General features: G+C 57.7%; 21 protein-coding genes and 1 pseudogene. 9 read left to right on the top strand and 13 right to left on the bottom strand.

Annotation, left to right across the window (positions count from 1 at the left end; all coding sequences use genetic code 11):
- The first annotated feature begins 156 nt into the window (after positions 1 to 156).
- Positions 157 to 438 carry a DUF6124 family protein gene (locus AC1RP7_RS14150; RefSeq protein WP_154909610.1) on the top strand — a complete coding sequence of 94 codons (282 nt, stop codon included), beginning with the start codon at positions 157 to 159 and terminating at the stop codon, positions 436 to 438.
- 67 nt (positions 439 to 505) lie between these two features.
- Here AC1RP7_RS14150 and AC1RP7_RS14155 read toward each other — a convergent pair whose 3' ends face one another.
- From AC1RP7_RS14155 to plsB, 3 genes are read right to left on the bottom strand one after another with little or no spacing between them, the layout of a single operon-like run.
- A complete protein-coding gene (locus AC1RP7_RS14155) occupies positions 506 to 1,195 on the bottom strand; it encodes a DUF4197 domain-containing protein (RefSeq protein ID WP_493181997.1) in 690 nt (229 codons plus the stop codon).
- Between the two features lie 27 nt (positions 1,196 to 1,222).
- Positions 1,223 to 1,621, bottom strand: a complete 399-nt coding sequence (locus tag AC1RP7_RS14160; protein ID WP_493181999.1) for a YbaY family lipoprotein — start codon at positions 1,619 to 1,621, stop codon at positions 1,223 to 1,225.
- A gap of 60 nt (positions 1,622 to 1,681) precedes the next feature.
- A complete protein-coding gene (plsB, locus tag AC1RP7_RS14165) occupies positions 1,682 to 4,174 on the bottom strand; it encodes a glycerol-3-phosphate 1-O-acyltransferase PlsB (protein WP_349733513.1) in 2,493 nt (830 codons plus the stop codon).
- Positions 4,175 to 4,410: 236 nt separating this feature from the next.
- On the opposite strand from plsB, the gene AC1RP7_RS14170 reads away from it, so the two are divergent.
- The gene (locus tag AC1RP7_RS14170) at positions 4,411 to 4,620 is read left to right on the top strand and encodes a cold shock domain-containing protein (protein WP_007954750.1); all 210 of its coding nucleotides are present in this window, start codon (positions 4,411 to 4,413) and stop codon (positions 4,618 to 4,620) included.
- Positions 4,621 to 4,756: 136 nt separating this feature from the next.
- Here AC1RP7_RS14170 and AC1RP7_RS14175 read toward each other — a convergent pair whose 3' ends face one another.
- The 4 genes from AC1RP7_RS14175 to AC1RP7_RS14190 all read right to left on the bottom strand — a co-directional run bounded on the left by AC1RP7_RS14175 (position 4,757) and on the right by AC1RP7_RS14190 (position 10,005).
- Complete coding sequence (locus AC1RP7_RS14175; protein WP_057716183.1) at positions 4,757 to 5,134, bottom strand: hypothetical protein; 378 nt, start codon at positions 5,132 to 5,134, stop codon at positions 4,757 to 4,759.
- 81 nt (positions 5,135 to 5,215) lie between these two features.
- A complete protein-coding gene (locus AC1RP7_RS14180; RefSeq protein WP_493182001.1) occupies positions 5,216 to 6,025 on the bottom strand; it encodes a putative RNA methyltransferase in 810 nt (269 codons plus the stop codon).
- The gene (gene dapE / locus AC1RP7_RS14185; RefSeq protein ID WP_057716181.1) at positions 6,025 to 7,176 is read right to left on the bottom strand and encodes a succinyl-diaminopimelate desuccinylase; all 1,152 of its coding nucleotides are present in this window, start codon (positions 7,174 to 7,176) and stop codon (positions 6,025 to 6,027) included. The genes AC1RP7_RS14180 and dapE overlap by 1 nt, the downstream gene beginning before the upstream one ends.
- 237 nt (positions 7,177 to 7,413) lie before the next feature.
- Positions 7,414 to 10,005 carry a glycosyltransferase gene (locus tag AC1RP7_RS14190; protein ID WP_223502396.1) on the bottom strand — a complete coding sequence of 864 codons (2,592 nt, stop codon included), beginning with the start codon at positions 10,003 to 10,005 and terminating at the stop codon, positions 7,414 to 7,416.
- A 264-nt stretch (positions 10,006 to 10,269) separates the two neighbouring features.
- Here AC1RP7_RS14190 and tcdA point away from each other — a divergent pair, with 264 nt between their 5' ends.
- On the top strand, positions 10,270 to 11,088 hold the full coding sequence (tcdA, locus tag AC1RP7_RS14195) for a tRNA cyclic N6-threonylcarbamoyladenosine(37) synthase TcdA (protein WP_493182003.1): 819 nt from the start codon (positions 10,270 to 10,272) through the stop codon (positions 11,086 to 11,088).
- 117 nt (positions 11,089 to 11,205) lie between these two features.
- On the opposite strand, the gene AC1RP7_RS14200 is transcribed toward tcdA, so the two are convergent.
- The 4 genes from AC1RP7_RS14200 to AC1RP7_RS14215 form a co-directional block, all read right to left on the bottom strand.
- On the bottom strand, positions 11,206 to 11,610 hold the full coding sequence (locus AC1RP7_RS14200) for a SufE family protein (protein WP_223502395.1): 405 nt from the start codon (positions 11,608 to 11,610) through the stop codon (positions 11,206 to 11,208).
- Positions 11,607 to 12,812, bottom strand: a complete 1,206-nt coding sequence (locus AC1RP7_RS14205) for an aminotransferase class V-fold PLP-dependent enzyme (RefSeq protein WP_493182005.1) — start codon at positions 12,810 to 12,812, stop codon at positions 11,607 to 11,609. The genes AC1RP7_RS14200 and AC1RP7_RS14205 overlap by 4 nt, the downstream gene beginning before the upstream one ends.
- A gap of 147 nt (positions 12,813 to 12,959) precedes the next feature.
- Positions 12,960 to 13,994 carry a 2,3,4,5-tetrahydropyridine-2,6-dicarboxylate N-succinyltransferase gene (gene dapD, locus AC1RP7_RS14210; RefSeq protein ID WP_102669823.1) on the bottom strand — a complete coding sequence of 345 codons (1,035 nt, stop codon included), beginning with the start codon at positions 13,992 to 13,994 and terminating at the stop codon, positions 12,960 to 12,962.
- Positions 13,995 to 14,026: 32 nt separating this feature from the next.
- The gene (locus AC1RP7_RS14215) at positions 14,027 to 14,389 is read right to left on the bottom strand and encodes an ArsC family reductase (RefSeq protein ID WP_008052792.1); all 363 of its coding nucleotides are present in this window, start codon (positions 14,387 to 14,389) and stop codon (positions 14,027 to 14,029) included.
- Between the two features lie 150 nt (positions 14,390 to 14,539).
- Here AC1RP7_RS14215 and AC1RP7_RS14220 point away from each other — a divergent pair.
- A pseudogene (locus AC1RP7_RS14220) lies at positions 14,540 to 15,412 on the top strand (cation:proton antiporter); the annotation flags it as partial.
- 698 nt (positions 15,413 to 16,110) lie between these two features.
- On the opposite strand, the gene AC1RP7_RS14225 reads toward AC1RP7_RS14220, so the two are convergent.
- Positions 16,111 to 16,566: a helix-turn-helix domain-containing protein gene (locus AC1RP7_RS14225; RefSeq protein WP_493182008.1), complete on the bottom strand. Its 456-nt coding sequence runs from the start codon at positions 16,564 to 16,566 to the stop codon at positions 16,111 to 16,113.
- A gap of 299 nt (positions 16,567 to 16,865) precedes the next feature.
- On the opposite strand from AC1RP7_RS14225, the gene AC1RP7_RS14230 reads away from it, so the two are divergent.
- The 5 genes from AC1RP7_RS14230 to AC1RP7_RS14250 all read left to right on the top strand — a co-directional run bounded on the left by AC1RP7_RS14230 (position 16,866) and on the right by AC1RP7_RS14250 (position 24,003).
- A complete protein-coding gene (locus AC1RP7_RS14230) occupies positions 16,866 to 17,294 on the top strand; it encodes a hypothetical protein (RefSeq protein ID WP_493182273.1) in 429 nt (142 codons plus the stop codon).
- Between the two features lie 31 nt (positions 17,295 to 17,325).
- The gene (locus AC1RP7_RS14235) at positions 17,326 to 18,099 is read left to right on the top strand and encodes an SIR2 family NAD-dependent protein deacylase (protein ID WP_493182010.1); all 774 of its coding nucleotides are present in this window, start codon (positions 17,326 to 17,328) and stop codon (positions 18,097 to 18,099) included.
- 735 nt (positions 18,100 to 18,834) lie between these two features.
- Positions 18,835 to 19,647: an inositol monophosphatase family protein gene (locus AC1RP7_RS14240; protein WP_493182012.1), complete on the top strand. Its 813-nt coding sequence runs from the start codon at positions 18,835 to 18,837 to the stop codon at positions 19,645 to 19,647.
- A gap of 403 nt (positions 19,648 to 20,050) precedes the next feature.
- Positions 20,051 to 21,286, top strand: coding sequence for an SIR2 family protein (locus tag AC1RP7_RS14245; protein ID WP_493182013.1), 1,236 nt, complete (start codon positions 20,051 to 20,053; stop codon positions 21,284 to 21,286).
- Complete coding sequence (locus AC1RP7_RS14250) at positions 21,283 to 24,003, top strand: hypothetical protein (RefSeq protein WP_493182015.1); 2,721 nt, start codon at positions 21,283 to 21,285, stop codon at positions 24,001 to 24,003. Before AC1RP7_RS14245 ends, AC1RP7_RS14250 begins: the two co-directional genes overlap by 4 nt.
- Before the next feature lie 507 nt (positions 24,004 to 24,510).
- Here the strand turns inward: AC1RP7_RS14250 and AC1RP7_RS14255 are convergent.
- On the bottom strand, positions 24,511 to 25,200 hold the full coding sequence (locus AC1RP7_RS14255) for a DUF5677 domain-containing protein (protein WP_493182017.1): 690 nt from the start codon (positions 25,198 to 25,200) through the stop codon (positions 24,511 to 24,513).
- Positions 25,201 to 25,520: the final 320 nt, after the last annotated feature.

The raw sequence follows: 25,520 nt of genomic DNA on the forward strand, positions 1-25,520 counted from the left end.
CTTTTTTAGCGACCACCGATTTATGGTGGCTGTGTGCGGGAGATCTTCGGGTCTGCCGAGGTTGCCTAACGACTCGGTCTTGCAGACCTGCACACAGCTGCCACCCATCATCTGCAAGTGATGCTGGCTGCTCCAACTTTCGTTAGGAGCTTCACAATGATCAAACCCAGCCCAAACCCCCCGGCTTCAGAAACCGCAGAACATATCGGCGCTTCAAGTCGCCCCTGCCCAATTTTCACCATCCGCCCCGGCATCAATTCCGAAACCCTGCTGGTCCATGCCTACGAAACCCTTGCCTCAGCGAATGTAATGGCAACCGAACTGTCATCCATCCTGACCGGCCCCACCTCCAATCTGGCACTCGGCATTCAGCAGATGATCGTATTGGCGCAGCTATCGGTGAATCGCGTGCTGGATCAACTCGATTCACCTCAATAGCACAACGAAAAAGCCCGCTGAACCTGTGAAGGTCAGCGGGCTTTCTGGTGTTGCCGTCAGCTAAGAATTACAACGTACCAAACACCTTCTTCGCCAAACTGGTCGCCGCAGCCGCCGGGTTCTGGCGGATGGTTTCTTCCTGTTTGCCGATCATCTCGAACAAGCCATTCAACGCTTGCTCGGTGACGTAGTTTTCGACGTTGGCGTTTTTCGCATCCACTACGCCCATGGTCGCCGCTTGCCCGGCGAACGAGTTGTACTGCTGGGCCAGGCCAACCTTGTCGGTGGCTTGCTTGACGATGGGCAGGAATTTGGCGCGGATCTGTTCGCGGCTGGTCTTGTTCAGGTATTGGGTGGCCGAGTCGTTGCCGCCGCTGAGGATGCCCTTGGCATCTTCCACGGTCATTTTCTTCACGGCATCGACGAGGATTGGCTGGGCCTGGGTCACGGCGGTTTCCGCCGCTTTGTTCATGCTGGCTTCCAGCTCATCGACCTGATCACCCATGCCGAACTGTTTCATTTTGCTCGCGACTTTGCCCAGTTTGCCCGGCAGTTCGATTTTCACATCGGGATTGTTGCTGAAGCCACCCGGGGCGCCGAGTTGTTTGACGGCCAGTTGCGCGCCTTGGGTCAGTGCGTCCTTGAGGCCGCCGGTGGCGTCTTTCTGCGACAGGTCGGTGAGGGATAGCGCCAGGGCGTTGGCACAGATCATCAAGCCTGCGCACAGGCCGGCAAAGCGGAGGGTAGGGCGGAACATGGCAACTTCCTTTTTCGAAAAAGACACTTAGCGGGCCGGGTCGACACGGACCTTCAGCGGTTGTGGATCGGTGCCGTCCAGGCGCACGGCATGATTCTCGGTGGTGATGAACATCAGTTTGCCGTCGACTTCGATGCGCGCGTTCACCGAGTAACGGTGGCTGGGCTCTATCTTCAGCGGGTCGTAGCTGAGATGGAAGGCCAGCGGCACCTGCCCCTTGACCTGGCCGCGCTGTTCGTCGATGACCTTCGCCGGGGCATCGGCGAGTGAAATGTCCTGCAGGCTGACACTCAGGACCGCCGTCGGTGGCAGGGCGATGCGTTGCAGGTAGAAGACTTCTCCATCAAGGGAAGCCTTGGGCGCCGGTGTCGGGTGCTGGCAGGCTGTCAGCAGGATGGCGGCTGCGATCAGTGGCAGTTTTTTCATCGGTCAATCTCCGTATCGAGGGCGCCAGAACCGACTGGCGCCCTGATCAATCTAGACGGTTTACAAAGGTGGGGTGGCGTCGGCTGCATCTTCACTGCGATGCAACGCCACCTGACGGATCGACAAACGAATCTCCGCCGGCAATACGCGCTTGGCCGCGCCTTCGGCCAGTTCACCGAGCAGTTCGTGATAGCTCAGCTTGCCCGCTTCATCGCGCTTGAGCACGTCAAGGTCGAGCATCGTCTGGATGAAGTGGCGAAACAGGCTCTTGTCGAAGAATTCCGGGGCGTTCAGGCCATGCAGGATCGACAGGCGTTGGGCCATGACCGTGCACAGGTCTTCCAGTTCTTCGGCGCTGATGCTGTTCTGGCCGCTGTTGAGCAGCAGGGACACGGTCATGTAGAAACGCTGCAAGGTCTGGGCGATGCTTTTCGACAGCAAGGTCAGCAGCACGAAATGCCGCGAGCTTGGCGCCGGGCGCAAGTACACGTCGTTCTCGAAGCGCAGCAGGCCTTGCTCGACGAACGCCTCCAGCCATTGATCGATCACCGCATCCAGTTCGTCCAGCGACCAGCGAATGAACAGCTCCGCTTGCAGGTAGGGATACAACGCGCGGGTGTAGCGCAGGATCTGCTCGCGACTCATGCGCGAGGCGCTCTGGAAGAAGCTCGCCAGCAACGCCGGCAGCGCGAAGATGTGCAGTACGTTGTTGCGGTAGTAGGTCATCAGGACGGCGTTTTGTTCGTCCAGATAGAGAATCTTGCCCAGGGCATCGCTTTGCTCGGACAGCAGGTCCATGTCCTTCACATGCTCGATCAACGCCCGGCCATCGCCTTCCGGCAAGGTGGTGTGTGGCGAATAGGGGACTTTGCGTAGCAGCGCCAGGTACAGATCCAGCACACGCGCCATGGCCCGGTCATCCAGCGCCAGTCGGGTGGTCGACAGCAGCGCCAGTGCCACCAGGTTGACCGGGTTGATCGCCGCCGCTTCGTTGAGATGTTGTGCGACTTTCTCGCCGAGGCGGTTGGTGGTTTCGTTGAGCCAGGCGGGTCTGAACTGCGGGCCGAGTTCCTGTTGGCGCCAGTCTGGCTGTTCGCTGTCGAGGAATTCCGCCAGTTTGATCGGCTCACCGAAGTTCACCGCCACCTGGCCGAAGCGCTGCTTGAGTGCGCCAATGACTTTGAAAATATCAAAGATCGACTCTTTCTTCTTGGCCGCACCGCGCAGTTCGCCGAGGTAGGTCCGGCCTTCCAGCACACGCTCATAGCCGATGTACACCGGCACGAAGACGATGGGCATGCGCGATGAGCGCAGGAAGCTGCGCAGGGTGATCGCCAGCATCCCTGTTTTCGGCTGCAGCATGCGCCCGGTGCGCGAACGGCCACCCTCGACGAAATACTCCACCGGGAAACCCTTGGTGAACAGGGTATGCAGGTATTCGTTGAACACCGAGGTGTACAGCGGGTTGCCCTTGAAGGTGCGGCGCATGAAGAACGCACCGCCGCGACGCAGCAGGCCGCCGATCACCGGCATGTTCAGGTTGATGCCCGCGGCAATGTGCGGCGGGGTCAGGCCGTTGCGGAACAATAGATAGGACAGCAGAAGATAGTCGATGTGGCTGCGATGGCACGGCACGTAGATCACTTCGTGACCCTGGGCGACCTTCTGCACGCCTTCGATGTGGTTGACCTTGATGCCGTCGTAGATCTTGTTCCAGAACCAGCTCAGCACCACTTCCATAAAACGGATCGCAGTGTAGGTGTAGTCCGAGGCGATTTCGTTGCCGTAGCGTAGCGCTTGAGCTTTGGCTTTCTCCGGCGAGATGTTCTCGCGCTCGGCTTCGTCGAGGATCGCTTGTTTGACCTGTGGCTGGTTCAGCAGGCCTTTGACCAGGTTGCGGCGGTGGGAAATGTCCGGGCCGATCACCGCAGCCTTCAGGTTGCGAAAGTGAACCCGCAGGATGCGCTGGGCCATGCGCACGGTGCGCTCGTGGCCCTTGTCGTGCTCGATCAGTTCGCGCAGGTGGATCGGCGCGGAGAACTGCACGCGGGTCTTGCGTCCCAGGACGATGACGCTCAGTAACCGACGCAGACGCCCGGTAACGGCCCAGCTGTCGGCGAACAGGAGTTTCCATGGGCTGTTTTCGCTGTCCGGCGACTGCCCCCAGAACACGCTGACCGGGATGATCTGCGCATCTTCGGCGGCGTTCTGGCTCAGGGCGCTGACCAGGCGGGTCAGTGTCGGCGGCGCTCCGCGCTTGTCCTGGCGGCCGAGCCAGTCCGGGTCCGGCGTCAGGTAGAAGAACGCGGCAGGTTCCAGCAGGTTGCCCACCGATACCGGCAGTACCGGGCGTGGCAGGCCGGCCTTGCTGCATTCGGTGTCGACCACGGCGAGGTCGGTCAGCGAAGGGTTTTGCAGGACGTAGAACACCGGACGACTGCGGTCGAGGTTGAGGGTGAACGACGACTGGTTGATCGTCTCGGAGCGAACCCAGAGGTACAACAGTCGGCGCAGGGTGCCAAACACAAGACGGCGGAACGGGGAGCGGGTCATACGGCTTCTGCGTGAGTGGAAAAAACCAAGCAATTGCTTGGGCGGCCGATAGTGTGCCGGATTCGTCGAAAATCGGCAAAAAAGCGTGGAAGTAAACTCCTGTTGAGAGTTTTAACGTCTGTCATATACTCGGCGCTCTGTCGCCGTTGCCCTCATGGGACCGGTATGCGCAGGCTGACGTTCCCGAGGCTTTCCTGCGAAAAGCCCGACCAATAATAAAAAGGGAGTATGAACAAATGGCAACACGCGAAACCGGCAACGTGAAGTGGTTCAACGACGCCAAGGGCTACGGCTTCATCCAGCGCGAGGACGGGGTGGACGTGTTCGTGCATTACCGCGCGATTCGCGGTGAAGGCCACCGTTCGCTGACCGAAGGCCAGCAGGTTGAATATGCGGTGGTGGAAGGGCAGAAAGGGTTGCAGGCTGAGGATGTTGTAGGTCTGTAACCAGAATCTTCAGAACGCCCAAAAACACTGTGGGAGCGAGCTTGCTCGCGATAGCGGTCTGACATTCAACATGGATGTTGACTGAAAGGGCCTCATCGCGAGCAAGCTCGCTCCCACAGGTTTGGTGTGTAGGTTTTTACGCGGTTTTCCAGGTGATTTCTTCTTCACCATCGGCGCTGATGCGAATCCAGCGGTCCGCCGTCTCTTCACCTTCTTCCTCGACCCAGGTGCCCGGTGCACAACGCACTTCCACGTTGAGCGCGGCAAACGCGGCGCGGGCGCAGGCGATGTCGTCGTCCCACGGGGTCTGGTCGCTTTCCAGATACAGGCTGTTCCATTTGCCGACGGCTTTTGGCAGCCAGGTCACTGGCACGTTGCCAGCCTTGCACTTGTAGGTCTGGCCCTTCTGGACCCAATCGGTGCACGGACCCAATGCCGCACCGAGCCAGGCGGCAATGGCTTTGTGGTCGACGTCGGCGTCTTTCAGGTAAATCTCGATATCGGGTTGGCGCATGGATGTCCTCACTGCGGGTCTGAAAAATCCATTCGCGGATTTAGCCGGTCTTGAGCATTTGCCCGAGACCAAAAATTAAGGTTATTGAAGTACGAAATAATCGTAGCGCATCGACACGGTGACCTCGAACGGCTCGGCCTGCTCGATAACGGCAGCACGGCGCTCGGCACTGGCGCGCCAGCCGTGGGGCGTCATGGCCAGCAGGTTCGCCCGGTCCTGACTGCTTTCCAGCGTCAGTTTGAATTCCAGGGTTTCGCTGTGGGCCAGCGCCATGCCTTCCGGCACCAGGGCCAGATGCTTGTCGTCAGTGTATTCACGGACTTCGTCGTACAGCCGCTCGCGCAGTTCCATCAGGTGGCCGCTGGTCGGCCCGACTTTCATCAGGCCACCGCCAACACTGAGCAGGCGCTTGGCTTCTTCCCAATCCAGCGGGCTGAAGACGCTGGCCAGGAACTGGCAACTGCCGGAAGCCAACGGCACCCGCGCCATGCTGGCGATCAACCAGGTGAGCTGCGGGTTGCGTTTGCAGGCGCGTTTGACCGCTTCGCGGGAGATGTCCAGGGCATAACCTTCGGCATCTGGCAGTGCCTCGGCGATTTGCGCGGTGTAGTAACCCTCGCCACAACCGATGTCCAGCCAGTGCTGTGGTGCATAACTGGCAGCCAGCTCCGCCAGACGCTTGGCCACCGGGGCGTAGTGCCCGGCATTCAGGAAGTCGCGACGGGCTTCGACCATTGCCTGGTTATCCCCAGGGTCACGGCTGTTCTTGTGCTGCACCGGCAACAGGTTCAAGTAACCCTGGCGCGCACGGTCGAAACGATGCCCGGCGGGGCAGGCTACGCCGTTGTCCACCGCATTGAGCGGCTCACTGCAGATCGGGCACGCAAGCATCAGGCGAGCAACTTGATCAGGGTCTGGTAGTAGATTTCGGTCAGCACGTCGAGATCGGCTGCCAGCACGCGTTCGTTGACCTGGTGGATGGTCGCGTTGACCGGGCCCAGCTCAACAACCTGGGTACCCATGGTCGCGATGAAGCGGCCATCGGAGGTACCACCGCTGGTGGACGCCTTGGTTTCACGACCGGTGATGTCCTTGATGCTCGCCGATACCGCGTCGAGCAGTGCGCCTGGTTCGGTGAGGAACGGCAGGCCGGACAGCGCCCAGTCGATGTGCCAGTCCAGGCCATGCTTGTCGAGGATGTCGGCGACGCGCTTTTGCAGGCCTTCGACCGTCGATTCGGTGGAGAAACGGAAGTTGAACACCGCCACCAGGTCACCCGGGATCACGTTGGTCGCACCGGTGCCGGAGTTGACGTTGGAGATCTGGAAACTGGTCGGCGGGAAGAAATCGTTGCCGTGGTCCCAGTGCTCGGCTGCCAGTTCGGCCAGGGCCGGGGCAGCGAGGTGGATCGGGTTCTTGGCCAGGTGCGGGTAGGCCACGTGGCCTTGAACGCCGCGCACGGTCAGCTTGGCGCCGAGGGAGCCGCGACGACCGTTCTTGACCACGTCACCTACCAGGGTGGTGCTCGACGGTTCGCCGACGATGCACCAGTCCAGACGTTCCTTGCGTGCGGCGAGGCGTTCGACCACGGCCTTGGTGCCGTGGTGCGCCGGGCCTTCTTCGTCGCTGGTGATCAGGAACGCGACTTTGCCTTTGTGATTCGGGTAGTCGGTGACAAAACGCTCGGAGGCGACGGTCATGGCGGCGAGGCTGCCTTTCATGTCGGCGGCGCCACGACCGCAGAGCATGCCGTGTTCGTCGATCAGCGCGTTGAACGGTTCGATCTGCCAGGCCGCCACCGGGCCGGTCGGGACCACGTCGGTGTGGCCGGCGAAGCACAGCACCGGACCGTCGTCCTGGCCGTGGGTGGCCCAGAAGTTATCCACATCTTCGATGCGCATCGGTTCCAGGGTGAAACCGGCATCGCCCAGGCGCTGCATCATCTGCTTCTGGCAATCGGCGTCGATCGGCGTCACGGACGGACGGCGGATCAGGTCGATGGCGAGTTGGAGGGTCGGCGAAAGGTCGGCGTGGGCCGTCATGGAAAACTCCGAAAATCATGAATGTGGGCGCGGGCTAAATGTGGGAGCGAGCTTGCTCGCGATGGCGTTGTGTCAGTCAACATAAACTTTGATTGTTACATCGCAATCGCGAGCAAGCTCGCTCCCACAGGTATCGGGTTCGTTCTGTAAACCCCGACACGCCAGGCCCCGCAAAATGGCGCTTATCTTAAAGCAAAACGGCGACCATTGGCCGCCGTTTAGTGCATCCGCGCAGATTTAGACGACAGGTGCCGTTTCAGGCTCGGCGGCCGGTTTCGGCAGCGACGACAGGAACGCCATGATCAGCGCCGCGACGTACGGCAGCGACTGCACCAGCAGCATGGTGACCCAGAAGCGCATGTCGTTGCTCGGCAGACCCTGCACCAAGAAGATCCCCAGCGCCGCGCCCCACAACAGCAGCATGATGAACATCTCTTCCCGGGCTTCGGAAATCGCCACCCAGAAGCCGTGGTTGTCGGCATTCTTCGGTGTACGGAAGAACGGAATGCTGCTGGTGAAGAAGCCGTACAGCACCGCTTTGGCGATGGTGTGGGACAACGCCAGACCGGCCAGCGCCGCGCAGAAGGCGTCCTTCAGATTCACCCCGACCGCACGACGGTAGAGGAAGATGATCTTGGCGACCTTGAACACGAACAACGCCAATGGCGGGATTGCGAAGATCAGCAGCGGCGGATCGACCCGTTGCGGCACGATGATCATCGCCGCCGACCACAATAGCGCGCCGACGGTGAAGAATATGTTCATGCCGTCCGCCACCCACGGCAACCAGCCCGCGAGGAAGTGGTAGCGCTGGCCACGGGTCAGCTCGGTGTCCTTGCCGCGCAGCAGGCTGGCGGTGTGGCGCTTGATGATCTGGATCGCTCCGTAGGCCCAGCGGAAACGCTGTTTCTTGAAGTCGATGAACGTATCGGGCATCAGGCCCTTGCCGTAGCTGGTGTGGTAATACGCTGCCGACAGGCCTTTTTCGAATACCCGCAGGCCCAGTTCGGCGTCTTCGCAGATGCACCAGTCGGCCCAGCCCAGCTCTTCGAGCACCGAGCGACGGGTCATGGTCATGGTGCCGTGCTGGATGATCGCGTCGCGGTCGTTGCGGGTGACCATGCCGATGTGGAAGAAGCCTTTGTATTCCGCGTAGCAGAGCTTCTTGAAGGTGCTTTCGTTCTGGTCGCGGTAATCCTGCGGCGACTGCACCACGGCGATTTTCGGGTCGGCGAAGTGCGGCACCATGTGCTTGAGCCAGTTCGGGTGCACGCAGTAATCGGAGTCGATCACCGCGATCACTTCGGCGTCCTTGGCGGTGTGCGGGATCAGGTAGTTCAGCGCACCGCCCTTGAAGCCGGCCAGTGGTGCCACGTGGAAGAACTTGAAGCGCGGGCCGAGGGTTTCGCAATAATCGCGCACCGGTTCCCAGACCGCCGGGTCCTTGGTGTTGTTGTCGATGATCAGGACTTCGAAGTCCGGATAGTCGAGGTTGGCCAGGGCGTTGAGGGTCTGTTTGACCATCTCCGGCGGCTCGTTGTAACAGGGCACGTGAATCGACACTTTCGGGCGGTAGCTTGAGTCGCCTTCCACCGGCAGGAACTCGCGCCGGCGCTTGTGCACCCACACCGCTTCGGCCAGTTCATGGGCTTCGGTCAGCAGCACGATAAACACCCCGAGCGCACCGAGGGCGAGCAAAAAGCCCACCGTCAGGCTGAACCAGGTGCTGTATTGCTGGCTGTAGTCGTAACCGATCCACACCAGTACCGAACCACACAGGAACGCAATGAAGGTCAGGAAGGTACGGCCACGCTGGCGCAGGGCCGAGCCGTCGATCATCAGCAGGGTCAGCGACAACAGCGCCAAAACCACCGAACCAATGGCCAACACGCGCCATTGCGGAATCGCTACCACCGGGCCTTCGAAGTTGAACTTCTGCTGGCGCGCGGCGTTGAACACGCCCCAGTAGGCGCCGACGGAACCTTCGTCGCTGGCTTTCCACGGCTGGTCAAACGCTTCGATCACGAAGTAGTTGAAGCCCTGGCGGTTGAGCTTGTTGACCAGGGTTCGCAGATAAATCGCCTGGTCCGCCGGGGAGGCGTCGGCGCCACCACGCATGCGGCCGTTGCTCGGCCAGCCCACCTCGGACAGCAGCAGTGGTTTTTTCGGGAACATCTTTTTCAGGTCGCGGGCGCGGTCGAGGACGAACTGCCCGGCCTTGTCCATCGGGACGAATTCCCAGTAAGGCAGGACGTGCGCGGCAATCAGGTCGACGTGCTTGGCCAGTTCCGGGTGTTCTTCCCACACGTGCCACTGTTCGGACGTGGTCACCGGCACTTTCACGGCGGCACGCACGCGATCGAGCATGACGCTGAGTTCCTGGGCGGTGATTTCCTTGCGGTAAATGGCCTCGTTGCCGACCACCACACGAACCACGCTGCGCGAGGAGTTGGCGATTTCAATGGCACGGGTGATTTCCCGTTCGTTGCGTTCCAGGTCCGGGCTGATCCAGATCCCCAGGGTCACCCGCAAGCCGAACTCTTCCGCCAGTTTCGGGATGTTCTGCAGCGTGCCGTCGACCGAGTAGATGCGGATGTTGTCCGTCAGCTTGCTCATGATCTCCAGGTCGCGACGCATTTGATCGTCGGTCGGGTACTGGTCTTTCTGCGGGAACTGGCCCTGCTGGAATGGCGAGTACGAGAAGCCGGAGATCTGTTCAGGCCAGTTGGGGGCGGTGACCGGGCGGTTGATCAGCGCCCAGAAGCCGGTAAACAAGGCTGCGATGGCGAGCACCACGACCAGGTTGAGTCCAAATTTACGCGATGACATAGTTATTTCGGGTTCCAAAGACTGTGGAACGAAGGAACGGTTGGCGGTCGCCAAGGGGCGCGCATCCTACACCGGGCATTCTCTGGTCGTACAGCGGACAGGGAATTGCCGGACATTGGGCAATCCAAGTCGGTTTAAGTTCTTTCTTTAGAGCGTGTAGGACGAATCTTTGTTCGATGTATTTTTCGTGGATGTTGCCCGTTCATAGCGCAATGATGCTCTTGGGCGCCGACGGCCCTATAATGCGCGCCGGTTTTTGGGGTAATGGTCATGAGTACAGAAGATCCGCGGTTTGCTGGCATCGCCCGCTTGTATGGCATTGAAGGCCTTGAGCGCCTGAAAGCGGCCCATGTGGCGATCGTGGGCGTCGGTGGCGTCGGTTCCTGGGCGGCGGAAGCCATGGCCCGTTGTGGTGTTGGCGAAATTTCGCTGTTCGACCTCGATGACGTCTGCGTTAGCAACGCCAACCGCCAGTTGCACGCGCTGGACAGCACGGTGGGCAAGCCCAAGGTTGAGGTGATGGCCGAGCGTCTGCGCGGGATCAACCCGGACTGCACGGTGCATGCGGTGCCTGACTTCGTTACCCGCGACACCATGGCCGAGTACATCACGCCGAACATCGACTGCGTGATCGACTGCATCGACAGCGTCAATGCCAAGGCCGCGCTGATCGCCTGGTGCAAGCGGCGCAAGATCCAGATCATCACCACCGGCGGCGCGGGCGGGCAGATTGACCCGACGTTGATCCAGGTCTGCGACCTCAATCGCACGTTCAATGATCCATTGGCGTCGAAGGTGCGCTCCACGCTGCGCCGCGACTACGGCTTCTCACGTACCGTGACCCGTCACTACAGCGTGCCGTGCGTGTTTTCCACCGAGCAACTGCGCTACCCGAAACCGGACGGCAGCATTTGCCTGCAGAAGAGTTTTGTCGGTGATGGGGTGAAGCTTGACTGTGCCGGAGGGTTTGGCGCGGTGATGATGGTGACGGCGACCTTCGGCATGGTCGCGGTGACCAAGGCTGTGGACAAGATTGTCGCGGGTGTGCGGCGGCCGGCGGAGCGGGTCAAGTCGCAGGCCTGAGGTTGTTGCTGATGGCCTCTTCGCGAGCAAGCCCGCTCCCACATTTGATCTTCAGTGAATACAGTTTTTGTGTACGACCGAAGTCCAATGTGGGAGCGGGCTTGCTCGCGAAGGCGATTAACCGGCCAACTCCCGCATCCGCTGAAGCACCGCATTCAAGCCATTGCTGCGGGACTCGGACAACTGCCGTCCCAACCCCAGCTGATTGAACCAGTCCGGCAAATCCACCTGCTGCAACTCGGCCGCGGACAAGCCGTTGACCCGCGCCAGCAGCAACGCCACCAACCCGCGAATCAACCGTGCATCACTGTTGGCGCTGAACTGCCAATGACCGTCGCGCAACTCGCCCACCAACCACACCTGGCTTTCACAGCCGTGTACCCGATTGGCGTCGCACATTTGCGTGTCGCTCAACGCGGGCAGGCGCTCGCCCCATTGCATCAGCAGGCGTGCGCGTTGTTCCCAGCCTGCCGCTTTCTGAAAGATATCGAGTGCCGTCACGGCATCGGCAGGCAGGTTCATCGCAATAGCTCCAGCGCCTGATCCAGGGCTTCAAAGAACCGCTCCAGGTCTTCGGAATCGTTGTACAGCGCCAACGACACCCGAATCGCTCCGGCCAGTTCGAAGCGTTTGAGCAGCGGCATCGCGCAGTGGTGGCCGGCACGCACCGCGATCCCTTGTTCGGTCAGCAAATGCGCGAGATCGGAGTTATGCACACCCTCGACGGTGAAACTGGCCAGTGCCACTTGCGGCTTGCCCAGCAGGCGAATGCCGTTGCGCGCCTCCAGGCCCTTGAGCAGACAGGCGTGCAACGCGGCTTCATGGGCAGACACGGCGTCCTGATCGAGCCCGGCGAGGTAGTCCAGGGTCGCTCCCAGGCCGATCACGCTGGCAATCGGCGGCGTCCCGGCCTCGAAACCCAGCGGTGCCGGGCGAAAGCGTGCGTCGTGATAATTGGCATCGAGCACCATTTCACCACCGAACTGCCAGGGACGCAGTTGTTGCAGTGCTGTATTGCGCCCGAACAGCACGCCCAGGCCATCGGGGCCGTAGAGCTTGTGGCTGGAGAATACATAGAAATCGCAGCCCAGCGCTTGCACGTCGTGGCGACCATGGACCACGCCCTGAGCGCCGTCGATCACGGTCAGGGCGTTGTGCGCCTTGGCCAGTGCCAGCAATTCAGACAGCGGCTGCCATGCGCCAATTACGTTGGACAACTGGCTGACCGCCAACAGACGCGTGCGTGGACCGATCAAACCGGCGGCGGCTTCAAGGTCGATCACGCCGTCGGTATCCAGCGGCAGGATCACCAGTTTCAGGTCGCGACGGTGCGCCAGTTGCTGCCAGGGCAGCAGGTTGGCGTGATGCTCCAGGGCGCTGATGACAATCTCGTCGCCCGGATTGAAAAGATGTTCCAGGCCATAGGCCAGGAGATTCAACGCGGACGTCGCGCCGTGGGTAAATATGATCTGCCCGCAATCGCCAGTATTGAGCCATTGTGCGACTTTGCGACGGCTGTCCTCGAACGCCTGGGTGGCGTGGGCGCCGGGCAAATGCTGCGCCCGATGCACGTTGGCCGCGCCGTTGGCGTAGTAGTGCGCCAGGGCATCGAGCAGGGCTTGAGGTTTTTGCGTAGTGGCGGCGTTGTCCAGATAGGTCTGGTCTTGCCGTTGCAGGGCGGCGATGGCCGGAAAATCGGCACGCCAGGGGGAGAGAATCATCATGTTGTTCGCCTGTACGCCTGCCCCCTGTAGGAGCGAGCTTGCTCGCGATGGGCGTCAACGATAACGCGGTGCACCAGACAGCACGTGTCGTCTAATCGTCCATCGCGAGCAAGCTCGCTCCTACAGGGGGGCGGGTGGTCGTGTGGCTTAGTTGTGAGCGTGCAGCGCTTCGTTCAGCTCGATGGCCGATTTGTGGGTTTTGCATTCCACGGCACCGGTCTCCGAATTGCGACGGAACAGCAGGTCCGGCTGGCCGGCCAGTTCACGGGCCTTGACCACTTTGACCAGTTGATTGTTCTCGTCCAGCAGCGCGACTTTGGTACCAGCGGTCACGTACAGGCCCGACTCGACGGTGTTGCGGTCGCCCAACGGGATACCGATACCGGCGTTGGCGCCGATCAGGCAGCCTTCGCCGACCTTGATCACGATGTTGCCGCCGCCCGACAGGGTGCCCATGGTCGAGCAGCCGCCGCCCAGGTCCGAACCCTTGCCGACGAATACGCCAGCGGATACGCGGCCTTCGATCATGCCCGGGCCTTCGGTGCCGGCGTTGAAGTTGATGAAACCTTCGTGCATCACGGTGGTGCCTTCGCCCACGTAAGCGCCCAGGCGCAGACGCGCGGCGTCAGCGATACGCACGCCGGCCGGAACCACGTAGTCGGTCATTTTCGGGAACTTGTCCACCGAGAACACTTCCAGCAGTTCGCCGCGCAGGCGGGCTTCGAGTTGCAGTTCGGCCAGTTCGCTCAGGTCGACAGCGCCCTGGCTGGTCCAGGCCACGTTCGGCAGCAGCGGGAAGATCCCGGCCAGGTTCAGGCCGTGTGGCTTGACCAGGCGATGGCTCAGCAGGTGCAGCTTGAGGTAGGCCTCAGGGGTGGACGACAGCTGGGCGTCTTCGGCCAGCAAGGTGGCAACCAGCGGCTTGTGGCTCTCGGCCAGGCGGGTCAGCAGTTTGCCTTGTACCGCGTCGATGCCTTTCACGGCTTCAGCCAGTTGCGCGGCCTGCGCGGTGGTGAAGGTGATGGCCTGGTTGCCTTCGCTGTAACCGAGGATCGGCGCAATGGCGGCGACCAGTTCGGCGGGCGGGTTGAGCAGTGGCTGGGCGTAGAACACTTCCAGCCATGCGCCTTGACGGTTTTGAGTGCCGACACCAAAGGCCAGGCTGAACAGGGTAGTAGACATGTTGATACCTCTAGCAAATTGAAACGGGCTGCTTACTTGAGCGCGGCCGCGTAGATATCTGGCTTGAAGCCAATCAGGGTTCGGTCACCGAGATCAAGCACCGGACGCTTGATCATCGAGGGTTGTGCGAGCATCAGTTCGATGGCTTTCGTCTGGTCGAGATCGGCTTTGCGTTCGTCGTCGAGCTTGCGAAAGGTCGTGCCTGCACGGTTCAACACCACTTCCCAGCCGTGCTCGTTGCACCATTGGGTCAGGTGTTCACGGTCGATACCGACCGCCTTGTAATCATGAAAGTCATAGCTGACAGCGTGTTCATCGAGCCAGGTGCGCGCCTTTTTCATGGTGTCGCAGGCTTTGATGCCGAAAAGGTGCAACGTTTTGCTTGAAACGGTCAAGGAATTGCCCCCTTTGCAGGTGCCGTAAATAAAAGGTGACGGATTATGCCATGGAAGCGCAAATCCTGCGGGAATACGGTGCTTCGGTGACCTGCGTGCGACATAGGTGCAAGGGTCGCCCGAAGTCTAAGCGGCTAATATGGCACTTCAATGCTGTTGATCGTCCGGGAACCACGCTTTATGCAAACCGCTTATACCGTCCTGATCCTGTTGATGCTGGTTGGCGTTTCGCGCCTGATCGGACGGGTGGTTCCGCTGCCGTTGCCGTTGGTGCAGATTGCCGCTGGGGCCTTGCTCGCCTGGCCGACGCTCGGCCTCCATGTAGCCCTCGATCCCGAACTGTTCCTGTTTCTGTTCCTGCCACCACTGTTGTTCTCCGACGGCTGGCGCATGCCCAAGCGCGAATTCTGGCACTTGCGCGGCCCGATCCTGACCCTGGCAGTGGGCCTGGTGCTGTTCACCGTGGTCGGCGCCGGGTATTTCATTCACTGGTTGCTGCCCGGTGTGCCGTTGCCGGTGGCGTTCGCCCTGGCGGCGGTGCTGTCACCGACGGATGCGGTGGCGGTGTCGGCCATTTCCCGCAACAGACTGCCGACCCCCTTGATGCACATCTTGCAGGGCGAGGCGCTGATGAACGACGCCTCGGGCCTGGTGACATTCAAGTTTGCCCTGGTGGCGGCGGTGACCGGTGTGTTCTCGCTGGCCAATGCCAGCCTGACGTTCGTGCTGGTCGCTGTCGGTGGCCTGGCGGTCGGGGTGGCCTTGAGTTGGCTGGTCGGCCGTCTGCGGGCGTGGATGATCGAGCGGGGCTGGGATGATCCGGCGACGCATGTGGTGTTCATGTTGCTGCTGCCGTTTGCGGCCTACGTGCTGGCCGAGCGCATGGAAGTGTCGGGCATCCTCTCGGCGGTGGCGGCGGGAATGATGCAGAGCTGGCTCGACCTGTTGCCGCGCCAGACCAACACGCGCTTGCTCAACCGAAGTGTCTGGTCGCTGCTGGAGTTCGCGTTCAACGCACTCTTAGTTTTTCCTACCTTCACAGGTAAACCCATTGCGGGTTAAGAGTATGTAATCGTCTGCCATCTCTGCTTAGTCCAGAAGTCCATAATATCAGGGGGGCAACCAAGCAAAGCGGCTAAGCACGATCACAAATCTATCCTGAATCAAATTCCAGATGTAAACAAGCCTGATTTCAGCGTTTTTTTTCGTGCGTGTAAACCCAGATCGAGACAAATTGCCTTTCATGGATGAAGGAAGAGGTTGCAAATTTAAACGTAGCCCGAATTCCGTGGCCTTCAAGGTTTACATTGCCTCTGAACGAGCTCATCGAAAGAAGCCGTTTCCGTGCCCCATCGACCTGAGTGACATCCGGCCACACACTCGTAGCCGCTGAGAGGCTATGTGCTACTCGGGTGCTGTTCTTCAAGCCATTAGTCCAGCCGCACGCGGACTGTGATCACGCATCATTCTCCGCTCCTCGAAGTCGGTGGTCATGAACATCCAGGCCATCGGAGCGCAGCTTATTGCAACTCCTGGCACTCTCTTGTCGACAAAGCTGATGGTTGGATACTTGGCCATACGAAATGTAGCCATGATTTTTTTGACGCTATAATGAGCAAAGTACAAAGGACAGCGCAATGACGCCTCAGCAGGCATGAAATGCCACCAACATTGAGATCGTTACAAATCCTATTGGCCGTTTATAGAGGGGGCTGAATAGCTCAGGGCTTGTGCCAGTATCGGTCGACTGTAGCGCGACTGAGACCCAGCCTGCGAACAATTTCCATCTTCGCTAGTCCCTCAGCCTGCAGCGCCTGGATGGCCAAGCGATTATCTTCAGCCCGTTTGCCGCGCACCCCGCGGATCGCCTCATGATTGACATCACTGCTCAGTACGCCATCGTCGACCAGTCGGTTGAAGTCATCTTCTTGCTGGTACCGATACGCTTTCAAATCGATACCAATCAGTCGCGCCTCAACAGCCGTAAGTACTAAGCTTTGAGAGATGCCTAGGTACTCGCATAACGAATTGAACTTGAGTACCGAGATGGCCTGACGCCCTTGCTCGACCTTGGCGAGATGATCTCGATTCAGCACCTCTGCGCAGCCCTCTCGACTGAGCCCAGCAGCGACTCGAACCTCCCTTAAGACCTGCCCCAAAGCCTCCAAATAGTCCATCTCTCTTCCGTGCACTCACAAAAGAGATAATAAAGCCACGCTTTGACGCCTCTCATCGTGGGGGTATACCATTCACTAATAGTGCGCTGATTTGTAGGCCTCATCGCTCTATGAAATAGTACAAATTCGCAAATACTCATATACAACCGAGAAAACATCCTGCCGAAATCCAATGCATTTCCTCAGCAGGGGGTTACATGCGGCACCGACTGAATTGGGAATGGTTTAGGCAATTGATATACGTACTTGACCCTGCACAGCGGACAGTTTTCACTAGAACACACTGTGAATTAGAGGGCATAGGCTTTCTCCTCACTATTACCTCAGCCAGAACCGGGATGTGCGATCGTGCAGCTATGGTCAGCTGCGCGTATGAACTTCAGTACTACGTGAACGTTGCCACAGATGTAGAGATCTGCGATGTACAGATGTTGTGTCCGCCGGCCCTAACGCGATCTCGTAAGTGGGCCTTGGAGGATTTAGTCCAGATCACCTGTTTCCAAGGCGTAGAGACACGAGAGAGTGCTGTGGTGTATCGCACCTCGCAGCGTACCTACAAAATGGGAGAGCTGGACCTTCGCAAGAAGAAGACATCTCAGGTGTGGTTTTCGAGAAAACGCCTGGAGGCTCATCGCCCGCGTGCTTCAGAGTCGGTCCCCGAGTCTGCCGATCATCAGATGTACGCCCCCCTATACCAAAAGTCAGCACGAGCTTTTAGGCAGGGGTAAGGTTCGTTTCAAATCTCCCAGGACTTTTTCGATGTCAGACTTCGAATATGCCGCTGAGGCTCTGTTGAATGCTCGCGAGATCGTCGTCTTCACGGGGGCGGGAATTTCAGCTGAAAGCGGCATTCCCACCTACCGTGATCCATTGACGGGGATCTGGGCTCAGCATGATCCGCAGGCTTTGGAAACGGCCAGAGCCTTTCGCGAAAACCCTCCGTTGATATGGGGATGGTACCTGTGGCGCCGTCACCAGGTCGCGAGCGTGAAACCCAACGCCGCCCATCTTGCGTTAAGTCAAATGGCCTACTTGGGGCGCAAGGTTTCCGTGATTACTCAAAACATTGATGATTTGCACGAAAGAGCCGGATCCGAGGGGGTCCTGCATCTGCATGGGAGCCTGGCTATTCCTAAGTGCTTCGCGTGCCATCGACCATCAGAAATACCTCTACCACAGTCGACCTCTCCATCCGAAGGCGTACTGGTGGAGCCGCCTCGATGTGTTAGATGCAACGGAAAGCTTCGTCCTGGCGTAGTTTGGTACGGCGAGGATTTGCCGTCGGACGTTTGGAAATTAGCGATCGCATTGGTGAAAGGCTGTGACGTTCTGATCTCAGTTGGTACATCTGGAATCGTCACCCCCGCGGCTGACATTCCTAGGCTTGCGCTTTCTTCTGGCGCGACTGTGATTCACGTCAACACGGCTGATGTCAGCACTGGCGAGCAAAATGAGCTCATGCTGATCGGTAAAGCGACTGAGGTGCTCACGAAACTATACGCTCTGATTCAAGGTGAGTTGCACGCGCTATAGCAATTGTTTATGAGTGGACAGGCGGCGTGACTGGAGCATGCTCATTCCAGGCACAGAGGGCGATATTGTGGCAACTGAACTTCAAATTTTGGGCCTGGCAGCGCCTGCACAACAGATGGGGTGCTTTTGCATTGGACATCGGTGTTTCACTTCAGCTCGAGCCCAAGTTCTCTTACGTGCGACCCGAGTCCTCGGATCTCAAGCAAGAGCAATTAATTGGTCTGGGAGTCAAATTCGAAGCTTGGATAAGCGACAGCCCTGCACGCTGATGATGAATGCCAAGGACTTCGTCCTTGTCATCGACGTTTTGACCTGCCTTGAGCACGGAATCTTTTGAAGCAAGCTTTCCCTGCGATGTTCAGTCTATTCATCGATTCGGGGTAAACCCCGAGTCATCCTCAACAGCTGGTCCTCGCACAACGCATAAGTACAGTCGCTGTCTTATGTCCTTTGCAGCGTGGATTGCAGTACGCCCTTGCAGGCGCCCGGTAGCAGTCAGCCGGTCAGAATGGGTCGCCAAGTGAGGGGTTGAAGCTGTCGGAGGGCGCGTCAAAAGCGTTTACGACCGGTGATGCCCAATATTCTGCTCAGATCGAATGCAATCGCTTGGGTAAATACCATGCAACTAACTGTTTTATAAGGTATTTCATGCATGAAGCTGCGTGTGCTCATGACCTATAATGTATCGGCTGCGTTTGAGGAATTCATCGGCAGTCGTCATTTTTTCGGAGCGTTATGGCAAGTCAAAATCTTTCAAATCTTCTCGCTCAAGTCATCCAGATTGTTGAACGCACAGGCGTTTTGCTCTCGAAGGAGTGGAATCGTACGGATGGACCCCGTGGCCACGGCGACAAGGCCTTAGTTGACGTAGAAATCGAAGATATTCTGAGGCCTGAACTTCTCAACCTACTTTGGTGCGATTTTTGGGGTGAAGAGACGGGGCACTTGCTCACGGGGCATGCCTGGTGTTGGGTTGTAGACCCACACGACGGCACAAGTGATTTCTTGAAGGGGCTGAAGGGGTCTGCTCTGTCGGTGGGTCTGCTGTACGAAAATATCCCCGTGCTCGGGGTCGTGTATGCCCCTGTCACTCCTGAGGGGTTTCCTGATTGCATTGGTTGGGCGGAAGGTGTTCCACACTTGATTCGCAACGGCCAACCAATATGCGTACGTCTTACTGATAAAAAGCTCTCGAAAGGCAGCACAGTAATGGTCAGCGCCGCGGCGGTGAATAAACCGGGGCTCAATCGTGAGCTGTGCGCACCGGCGTGCTTTCATGCTATGCCGTCAATTGCATACAGACTAGCAAGAGTCGCCGTAGGCGATGGTGTATGTGGTGTCTCGCTCTATCCTGTCTCAGCTCATGACGTCGTAGCCGGGCATGCGCTATTGAGAGGTGCAGGAGGGGTGTTGCTGGACGAAAACGGAGTCTGTATCCGTTACACGACAGAGGCCGAAATGGCGACTGTATCGAAACGCTGCTTTGGCGGATCACCTTCAGCGTGTCACAAATTAACAACTCGTGAATGGGAACGAGTGCTTCGATAACATTCCTTACGAAAGCGCAGCGGCGTGTTCCGAGTACAACCTGCATGCATACCCCGTGTAGTGTCATCAACGCTCGACGTTCCATTGTGTGCAAAATTGCACTCCACTTGACCACCCGTTTGCATTCGACCTGAGCAGTCATTTGCATTGACTAACAATTCCATCGGATTTGACCAGTACACTTTGCAACCACGACCGGCAGAGAACGGCCATGAACCGCCCTTCGCAAGAGGCCTGAATAGCCCTGTATGATCATAATTGAGTTGGTCCTTCTATACTCGAGCCGCAAACTAGTACGCTGGGGTTTCATGTGACTGGTTCAAAATGGAGTGCACATCCATAATGCCGACCTTAGCGCCCTAGATGTACTCTGTGCCGTCTGAAAAAGTGGCTTGACCAAAAATTGCGATTCTCATCCACGGGCATTGATTTGAAAACTGATACATCTGCGGAAGATCGCGTAATCTCACTCGGCAGCAATTTGGCGACAATTCCCGAACGCTTATTGCTTGCCCATGCGCGTGGTGAAGTTCTCTTCATTTGCGGTGCGGGAGTGTCACGCCCCGCAGCGTTGCCAGACTTTCGTGAGCTTGTAATCGACGTCTACCGCGTTCTCGATGCCGGAGTTCACTCCGTTCTGTCTGGATTGCCCAAGGGCACGTGCAACCTGTGGGAAGCCGATGTCTCAACTCTTAATGACCCACAGAAGGCGGAGGTTAAGCGATTTCTCATCGGCGATTACGATGTGGTGCTTGGCATGCTTGAAAGACGTCTTGATGGCCAAACACGTGGAGACAGTCAAGTACGCCACACTGTAGCCAACCGCCTGCGGGCTGGTGGGAGCCAGCCTGCTCCCATTCATCGGGCGCTAATGCGTCTTGCGGAACGAGGTGGTGCTAGCACAATTGTTACTACCAACTTTGATTTGCTTCTTGAGCGTGCAGGAAAGCGTCGCGGCTCCGTTATCCAGACCTACTCGCTTGGGTCGATCCCTAGACCCACGCGCCAGACAGACTTCGCCGGAGTGCTTCATATTCATGGCGCACTCGATCCAAATACGCATAGGGTTTCTGAGTTGATTCTCTCAGACCAAGATTTCGGCGAATTTTACCTTCGACGTAGAGTCGTGCCAGATTTCATCTACGACGCTGCTCGCCTGTTCAACCTAGTCTTGGTTGGCTATAGCGCCAATGATCCTCCAATGCGCTATCTGTTAAATGCAGTTGCTGCAGACGGTACTCGTTTCGACGACTTGAAGGAGCGTTTTACCTTTTTCGGGGCAACTACACCTGATCCGGTTGCGATTGAGGACTGGAAAGCGCGCGGCATCACCCCTATCCACTACGACGCCAAAAATGATCATTCCGCGCTACTCAATACACTTGAACGATGGGCAAAGCTTTCAGCAATCAACGGTAGGAAAGACCACCTGAATGCTGAAATTCGACGGATCGTAAAGACCCCCCGAGCAGTCGCTCCTGAAGAAAGTCGCGATTTGTTCGATCACCTGATTAGGCGAAGCAATGCAAGTGAGCGCGTGAGATTATCTGCTTTGGCATCCGACGCGAAGGCTGATATCGGCTGGCTCGATGCGATCATAAAGATCGGCACAGAAAAAGAGCGAGAGCGCAGATCATGACCCTGGCTTGGAGCTATCTCGATGAGCAGGATCTTGCGGCGCTTCGAGCGATAGTCGCATTCCTAGATAAACGACTAAAAGAACAAGCGACTATTGATTGGGCGCTGAGTTTGATACCAGCTCAGCGCGTAGAGCGTCTTGCCATCGAGCATCTGCTGGGCAGTTCTAGTGGGCAGGTTCTTGATGAACCCTGGGCAACAGCGTGGCGATTGATCGAAGAAAGCTGGTCTGCTCCTTTAACGGAAGAAGGCCCATCGACAGCGATCTACGGTATCCGAGAGCGGCTTCGCGCAGGCGATCGTTCAGGCGCAATAATTTCGCATATTGTTCGTCTCGTTACACCAGGCCTAAAGGTCGAACGGATCGGCTCTTGGCGATGGAAACTTATTAAGAAACCGCGCCGTCCCAGAACATTTGATCATCTGCTTTCAGCGAAGCTGACAAGCGGTAACTTAGTGGATTTAGATGTCCTCGGACTCGCGCCCCTTAATGACATAGCCTTTCTGAAGGCGCTGGGAAGTGGGTTGGAATCCGCGGTTAATCACGGTCTTGAAATGGCGCGCCGACTTGGATGGGGGGGGCAGCAGGGATTTTGGCAGCTTGGCGGTTTGGCGCGTGTAGCCTACATCAACACCATTTCCGGTGAAGGTGGGGATCCTGATGCTTACCACCGTGGCATAGCACCCTCGGTCAAACTTCTTGATGCAGTTGTCGCTCGGATCGCTGAGTTAAGCGCTAAAGAGGCACTGCCTTTCGTCCAACGATGGCAATCAACGCTATCGCCTATCCATACTCGGCTATGGGCTGCAGCGGCTCGAGATCCCGAACTTGCATCGCCAGAGCAAGTGAACGAATTTCTCTCCGATCTGCCTGATCGTCATTTCTGGGATTTGAGTGGGTTTCCCGAAGTCGCGGAACTCCGTGCATTACGTTTTGGTGATCTTGGGTATCAAGCCCAGAAATCGCTTGCCAAACGAATACGCAAAGGCCCGCCGCGAAATTATTGGCCCAGGAAAATAGAAGCGGCGAAAATCAAGATTTCGCAGACCTATCGGGCTGTTCGCGAGCTCAAGAGGATCGAAATCGGCGGAGGTGTCTTACCTCCGGATGAGCGAGCATGGATAAACGCCAATATCCAACAATTTGCCGATCTGGCGGTGATGAGTTTTAACGAAGGGTTTCCAGTTGCCTCAATGGTTTCTAGAGTCTTACCTAATCCAGACACTCTGTACGACGAGCTTGCCGGCACAGCTCGACTGCGTGCATTAGAAACCGCACTTACGTCCAGCCGCGGTAGTTGGAATGAAGATCCCGCTGATCGGGCCAGCGATTGGATCCGACAACCAGACAATACCTTGCTTGTTCTCCGCGATTTTGAGACCGCGGAAAATGGCGGAGACGAGTTCCCACATGTTTGGAACCGTTTCGGCTGGGCACATTCACCGAGAGGGCAAGATTCTCCAGATACTCCGCAGAGAGAACTGCAATCGGAAGCTAATCGTGTACTCACACTACTCAATCAGCTTTCCGAAGAGTGCCTATCGGCTGCAATCGAGGGTATTAGTGACTGGCTGTGTGCTTGGGAGAAACAGGTCATTCACGCTGCGCTGGGTTTGCCAGTCTGGCTTCGGATTTGGCCAATTGCTGTCGAAGCGACCAATTCGACGTCAGAAGCCGCAGATGATATCGATCTTAATGTCACAGATCGGTCCTCCGACGATGGTCATGAGCCAATGGAGATCGACACGCTGAATCCCCCCGCAGGGAAGCTAGTTGGAGTCTTCCTGAACGCTTGTCCGTCGCTCAAAGAGGTGTCGGCTCCGTTCGACTCTTACAACAGCGCGCGCCAGATGCGGGATGCGGTGATCAGTGCCTTAGGCCGTAGCGGCTTAATTGTGCGGCATCGGCTCATAGAAGCTCTGCCGTACTTCCTGCAAGCTGATCAAGAATGGGCCCAGGAATACCTTTTCGCGCCTCTGCTAAAGGATGATGTGGCATCGCTAGCCCTTTGGAGTGCTATTGCTCGACGCACATACTTTACCAAAGTCTTGGAGATCATCGGCGGAGCAATGGCCCTAAGAGCCACTGATAGCCGACTTGGGCGCGAAACTCGGCAAGGGCTGGTGTTCAGCCTGATCATAGAAAGTCTACATGCCCTCCGAGAGAGCCGTGCACCAGCGGTGCCATACTCGCAGATTCAACAAATGCTTCGATCTATTGAGGACGAGGTTCGCGCTTTTGCTGCAAACTCGGTCCAACAATTTATCCGAGACCTTTCTGTAAATGAACCTGAAGCGACTGAAGCTCCCAAGGCCGCTGAGCTGTTCCGATCTGCGGCTGCGCCTTTCCTTCGAGAGGTTTGGCCACAAGAGCGTTCGCTAGCCACGCCTGGTGTTAGTGGCGGGTTTGCCGATCTCCCAGCGACGTCGAAGGATGCCTTTGTCGAGGCTGTGCATGCCATCGAACGCTTCCTCGTCCCCTTCAAATGCTGGTCGATGAATGAATACGGTTTCTATGGTGACGAAAAGTTTGCAATCATTAATAGCGAGGCTAAAGCTACGGCGTTACTCCGTTTGCTTGACTTAACTATTGGGAGTTCAGATGTGGCAGTAATTCCTTACGAGCTCTCCGAGGCACTTGATCAAATCCGATTTGTTGCACCTGAACTCATAAAAAATCAGATTTACCGCCGGCTATCAGCTGCGGCCAGACGCTAACGATTTGAGAGTAGCCTTTCCGCTTGTAGTCTAATTCCTCCGGTAGTGACAGGCAGCTATGGGTGGTGGGTAATTACACCCACATGCCCACCCATTTGCATTCGACCTGACCAATCATTTGCGTCGGATTTGACCATCACGCTGCGTGGCCATGACCGGCAAAGAACGGCCAGAAGCGGTCGGTCGTGACCGTCTGCTGCGGGCCGGTTACTGCCTGTCTCAAAGGGCTACAAACGACCCTCATCTGCCTGTCCTAACATTCGCTGGCCTAGCCGGGATTTCTTTGCCAACTTATTGAGCACACCATGTACCCACAAATAAACGATAGCGGCCTGCCGCATCGGCGCTCTCTGATCATGACAAGGAGTACTACTGTGAACCTTAAGTCCGACGTGACCAACACGGACGTCCGAGAAAGCTCACCAATCAGAATTTGCCTCTAATCACGGGCAGCTCAGGGACACCTGATACCATGATCGCGGGCCAGTTCGTTTGAACCGAGCTGCGTTAAGCCTTCGTATTCAGACCCAACACATCTCGTAAGGATTCGTTATCCGGCCAGTGCCGATGCATCAACCACCAAACGCATGCTTGGCCAATGGCCCGACTAATGCCCCCTATGCCTTGAAGGTGGATGGCGCACAGCTTGTCACTCTCGGACTTCTCTGACGGAGTCTCATTGTGGCCGTGCGTTTCAAGAGATAACAGTCGGTAAAACACCGTATACAAGTCCAGGATGCCAGCTTCCTTTGCTTGCTCCTCGACGCTTCTGCGTTTGCGGCTCTGCTTTGCCTGCTCATTGGCCAAGTAGTCGGCTGTCACGTCTTCTCCCGTATGGCGGTCACGGATCTTGGCGGTGCCTGCTTTCAAATTGATCCTTAAGGCTTTCGCCATTTCCGCTGGACCTGCACCGATCTGAGATTCCGCATTTTCGACCGATCTGATGCTCCAGGAAACCGTGATCAATTGTTCAAGCAAGCTACGGCTCAAGATTCCCAAGCAGGCGGCATTTCGAGCAGCGCCTAACGCCGCTGCTCCACTCACCAGATCTGCCGCACGCTTCAACTGCTGACGAACAAAGGTGTCACGCGGATCAGCCGATTCAGAGGCCTTCATCTGGGATGAGGCAATTAGGAACGTGGATTGGGTATTCAACGACTCAACCAGTCCATCCATATCTGCTGAGGGGATGCTCATTCGGTTCCAAGACCTTCTAATCTTTGGGATGCAGGACAATATTCAATGGAAACGCTTTTATCCACCTGGTAGCGGCGATCATACCTCAGGCGTTTCCCACCCATGCGCAGCACGTGTAAGCGCACGATTTACAGAACTCTCGCATCAAGCCAGCCGAGCACGCTCCACTGGCCCCTTTCGGCTACGCCGGTTCGACCACCTCACCCTCACCCAACCAGTGGAGAAATAGGGCTTCCAGAAGAGATTGCATTGCTCTCTGCCTGACTTGTCGATGCTGGCATTGCGACATAGTATCTGGCTATCCCCGAAACATCAGGTGG

The organism is Pseudomonas sp. GW822-FHT01E03, from assembly GCF_058802985.1.

Bases quoted from the DNA above. Each gene is read 5' to 3' on its own strand.
- AC1RP7_RS14150 (WP_154909610.1), top strand. From the start codon at position 157: ATGATCAAACCCAGCCCAAACCCCCCGGCTTCAGAAACCGCAGAACAT.
- AC1RP7_RS14155 (WP_493181997.1), bottom strand. From the start codon at position 1,195: ATGTTCCGCCCTACCCTCCGCTTTGCCGGCCTGTGCGCAGGCTTGATG.
- AC1RP7_RS14160 (WP_493181999.1), bottom strand. From the start codon at position 1,621: ATGAAAAAACTGCCACTGATCGCAGCCGCCATCCTGCTGACAGCCTGC.
- plsB (WP_349733513.1), bottom strand. From the start codon at position 4,174: ATGACCCGCTCCCCGTTCCGCCGTCTTGTGTTTGGCACCCTGCGCCGA.
- AC1RP7_RS14170 (WP_007954750.1), top strand. From the start codon at position 4,411: ATGGCAACACGCGAAACCGGCAACGTGAAGTGGTTCAACGACGCCAAG.
- AC1RP7_RS14175 (WP_057716183.1), bottom strand. From the start codon at position 5,134: ATGCGCCAACCCGATATCGAGATTTACCTGAAAGACGCCGACGTCGAC.
- AC1RP7_RS14180 (WP_493182001.1), bottom strand. From the start codon at position 6,025: ATGCTTGCGTGCCCGATCTGCAGTGAGCCGCTCAATGCGGTGGACAAC.
- dapE (WP_057716181.1), bottom strand. From the start codon at position 7,176: ATGACGGCCCACGCCGACCTTTCGCCGACCCTCCAACTCGCCATCGAC.
- AC1RP7_RS14190 (WP_223502396.1), bottom strand. From the start codon at position 10,005: ATGTCATCGCGTAAATTTGGACTCAACCTGGTCGTGGTGCTCGCCATC.
- tcdA (WP_493182003.1), top strand. From the start codon at position 10,270: ATGGTCATGAGTACAGAAGATCCGCGGTTTGCTGGCATCGCCCGCTTG.
- AC1RP7_RS14200 (WP_223502395.1), bottom strand. From the start codon at position 11,610: ATGAACCTGCCTGCCGATGCCGTGACGGCACTCGATATCTTTCAGAAA.
- AC1RP7_RS14205 (WP_493182005.1), bottom strand. From the start codon at position 12,812: ATGATGATTCTCTCCCCCTGGCGTGCCGATTTTCCGGCCATCGCCGCC.
- dapD (WP_102669823.1), bottom strand. From the start codon at position 13,994: ATGTCTACTACCCTGTTCAGCCTGGCCTTTGGTGTCGGCACTCAAAAC.
- AC1RP7_RS14225 (WP_493182008.1), bottom strand. From the start codon at position 16,566: ATGGACTATTTGGAGGCTTTGGGGCAGGTCTTAAGGGAGGTTCGAGTC.
- AC1RP7_RS14235 (WP_493182010.1), top strand. From the start codon at position 17,326: ATGTCAGACTTCGAATATGCCGCTGAGGCTCTGTTGAATGCTCGCGAG.
- AC1RP7_RS14240 (WP_493182012.1), top strand. From the start codon at position 18,835: ATGGCAAGTCAAAATCTTTCAAATCTTCTCGCTCAAGTCATCCAGATT.
- AC1RP7_RS14250 (WP_493182015.1), top strand. From the start codon at position 21,283: ATGACCCTGGCTTGGAGCTATCTCGATGAGCAGGATCTTGCGGCGCTT.
- AC1RP7_RS14255 (WP_493182017.1), bottom strand. From the start codon at position 25,200: ATGAGCATCCCCTCAGCAGATATGGATGGACTGGTTGAGTCGTTGAAT.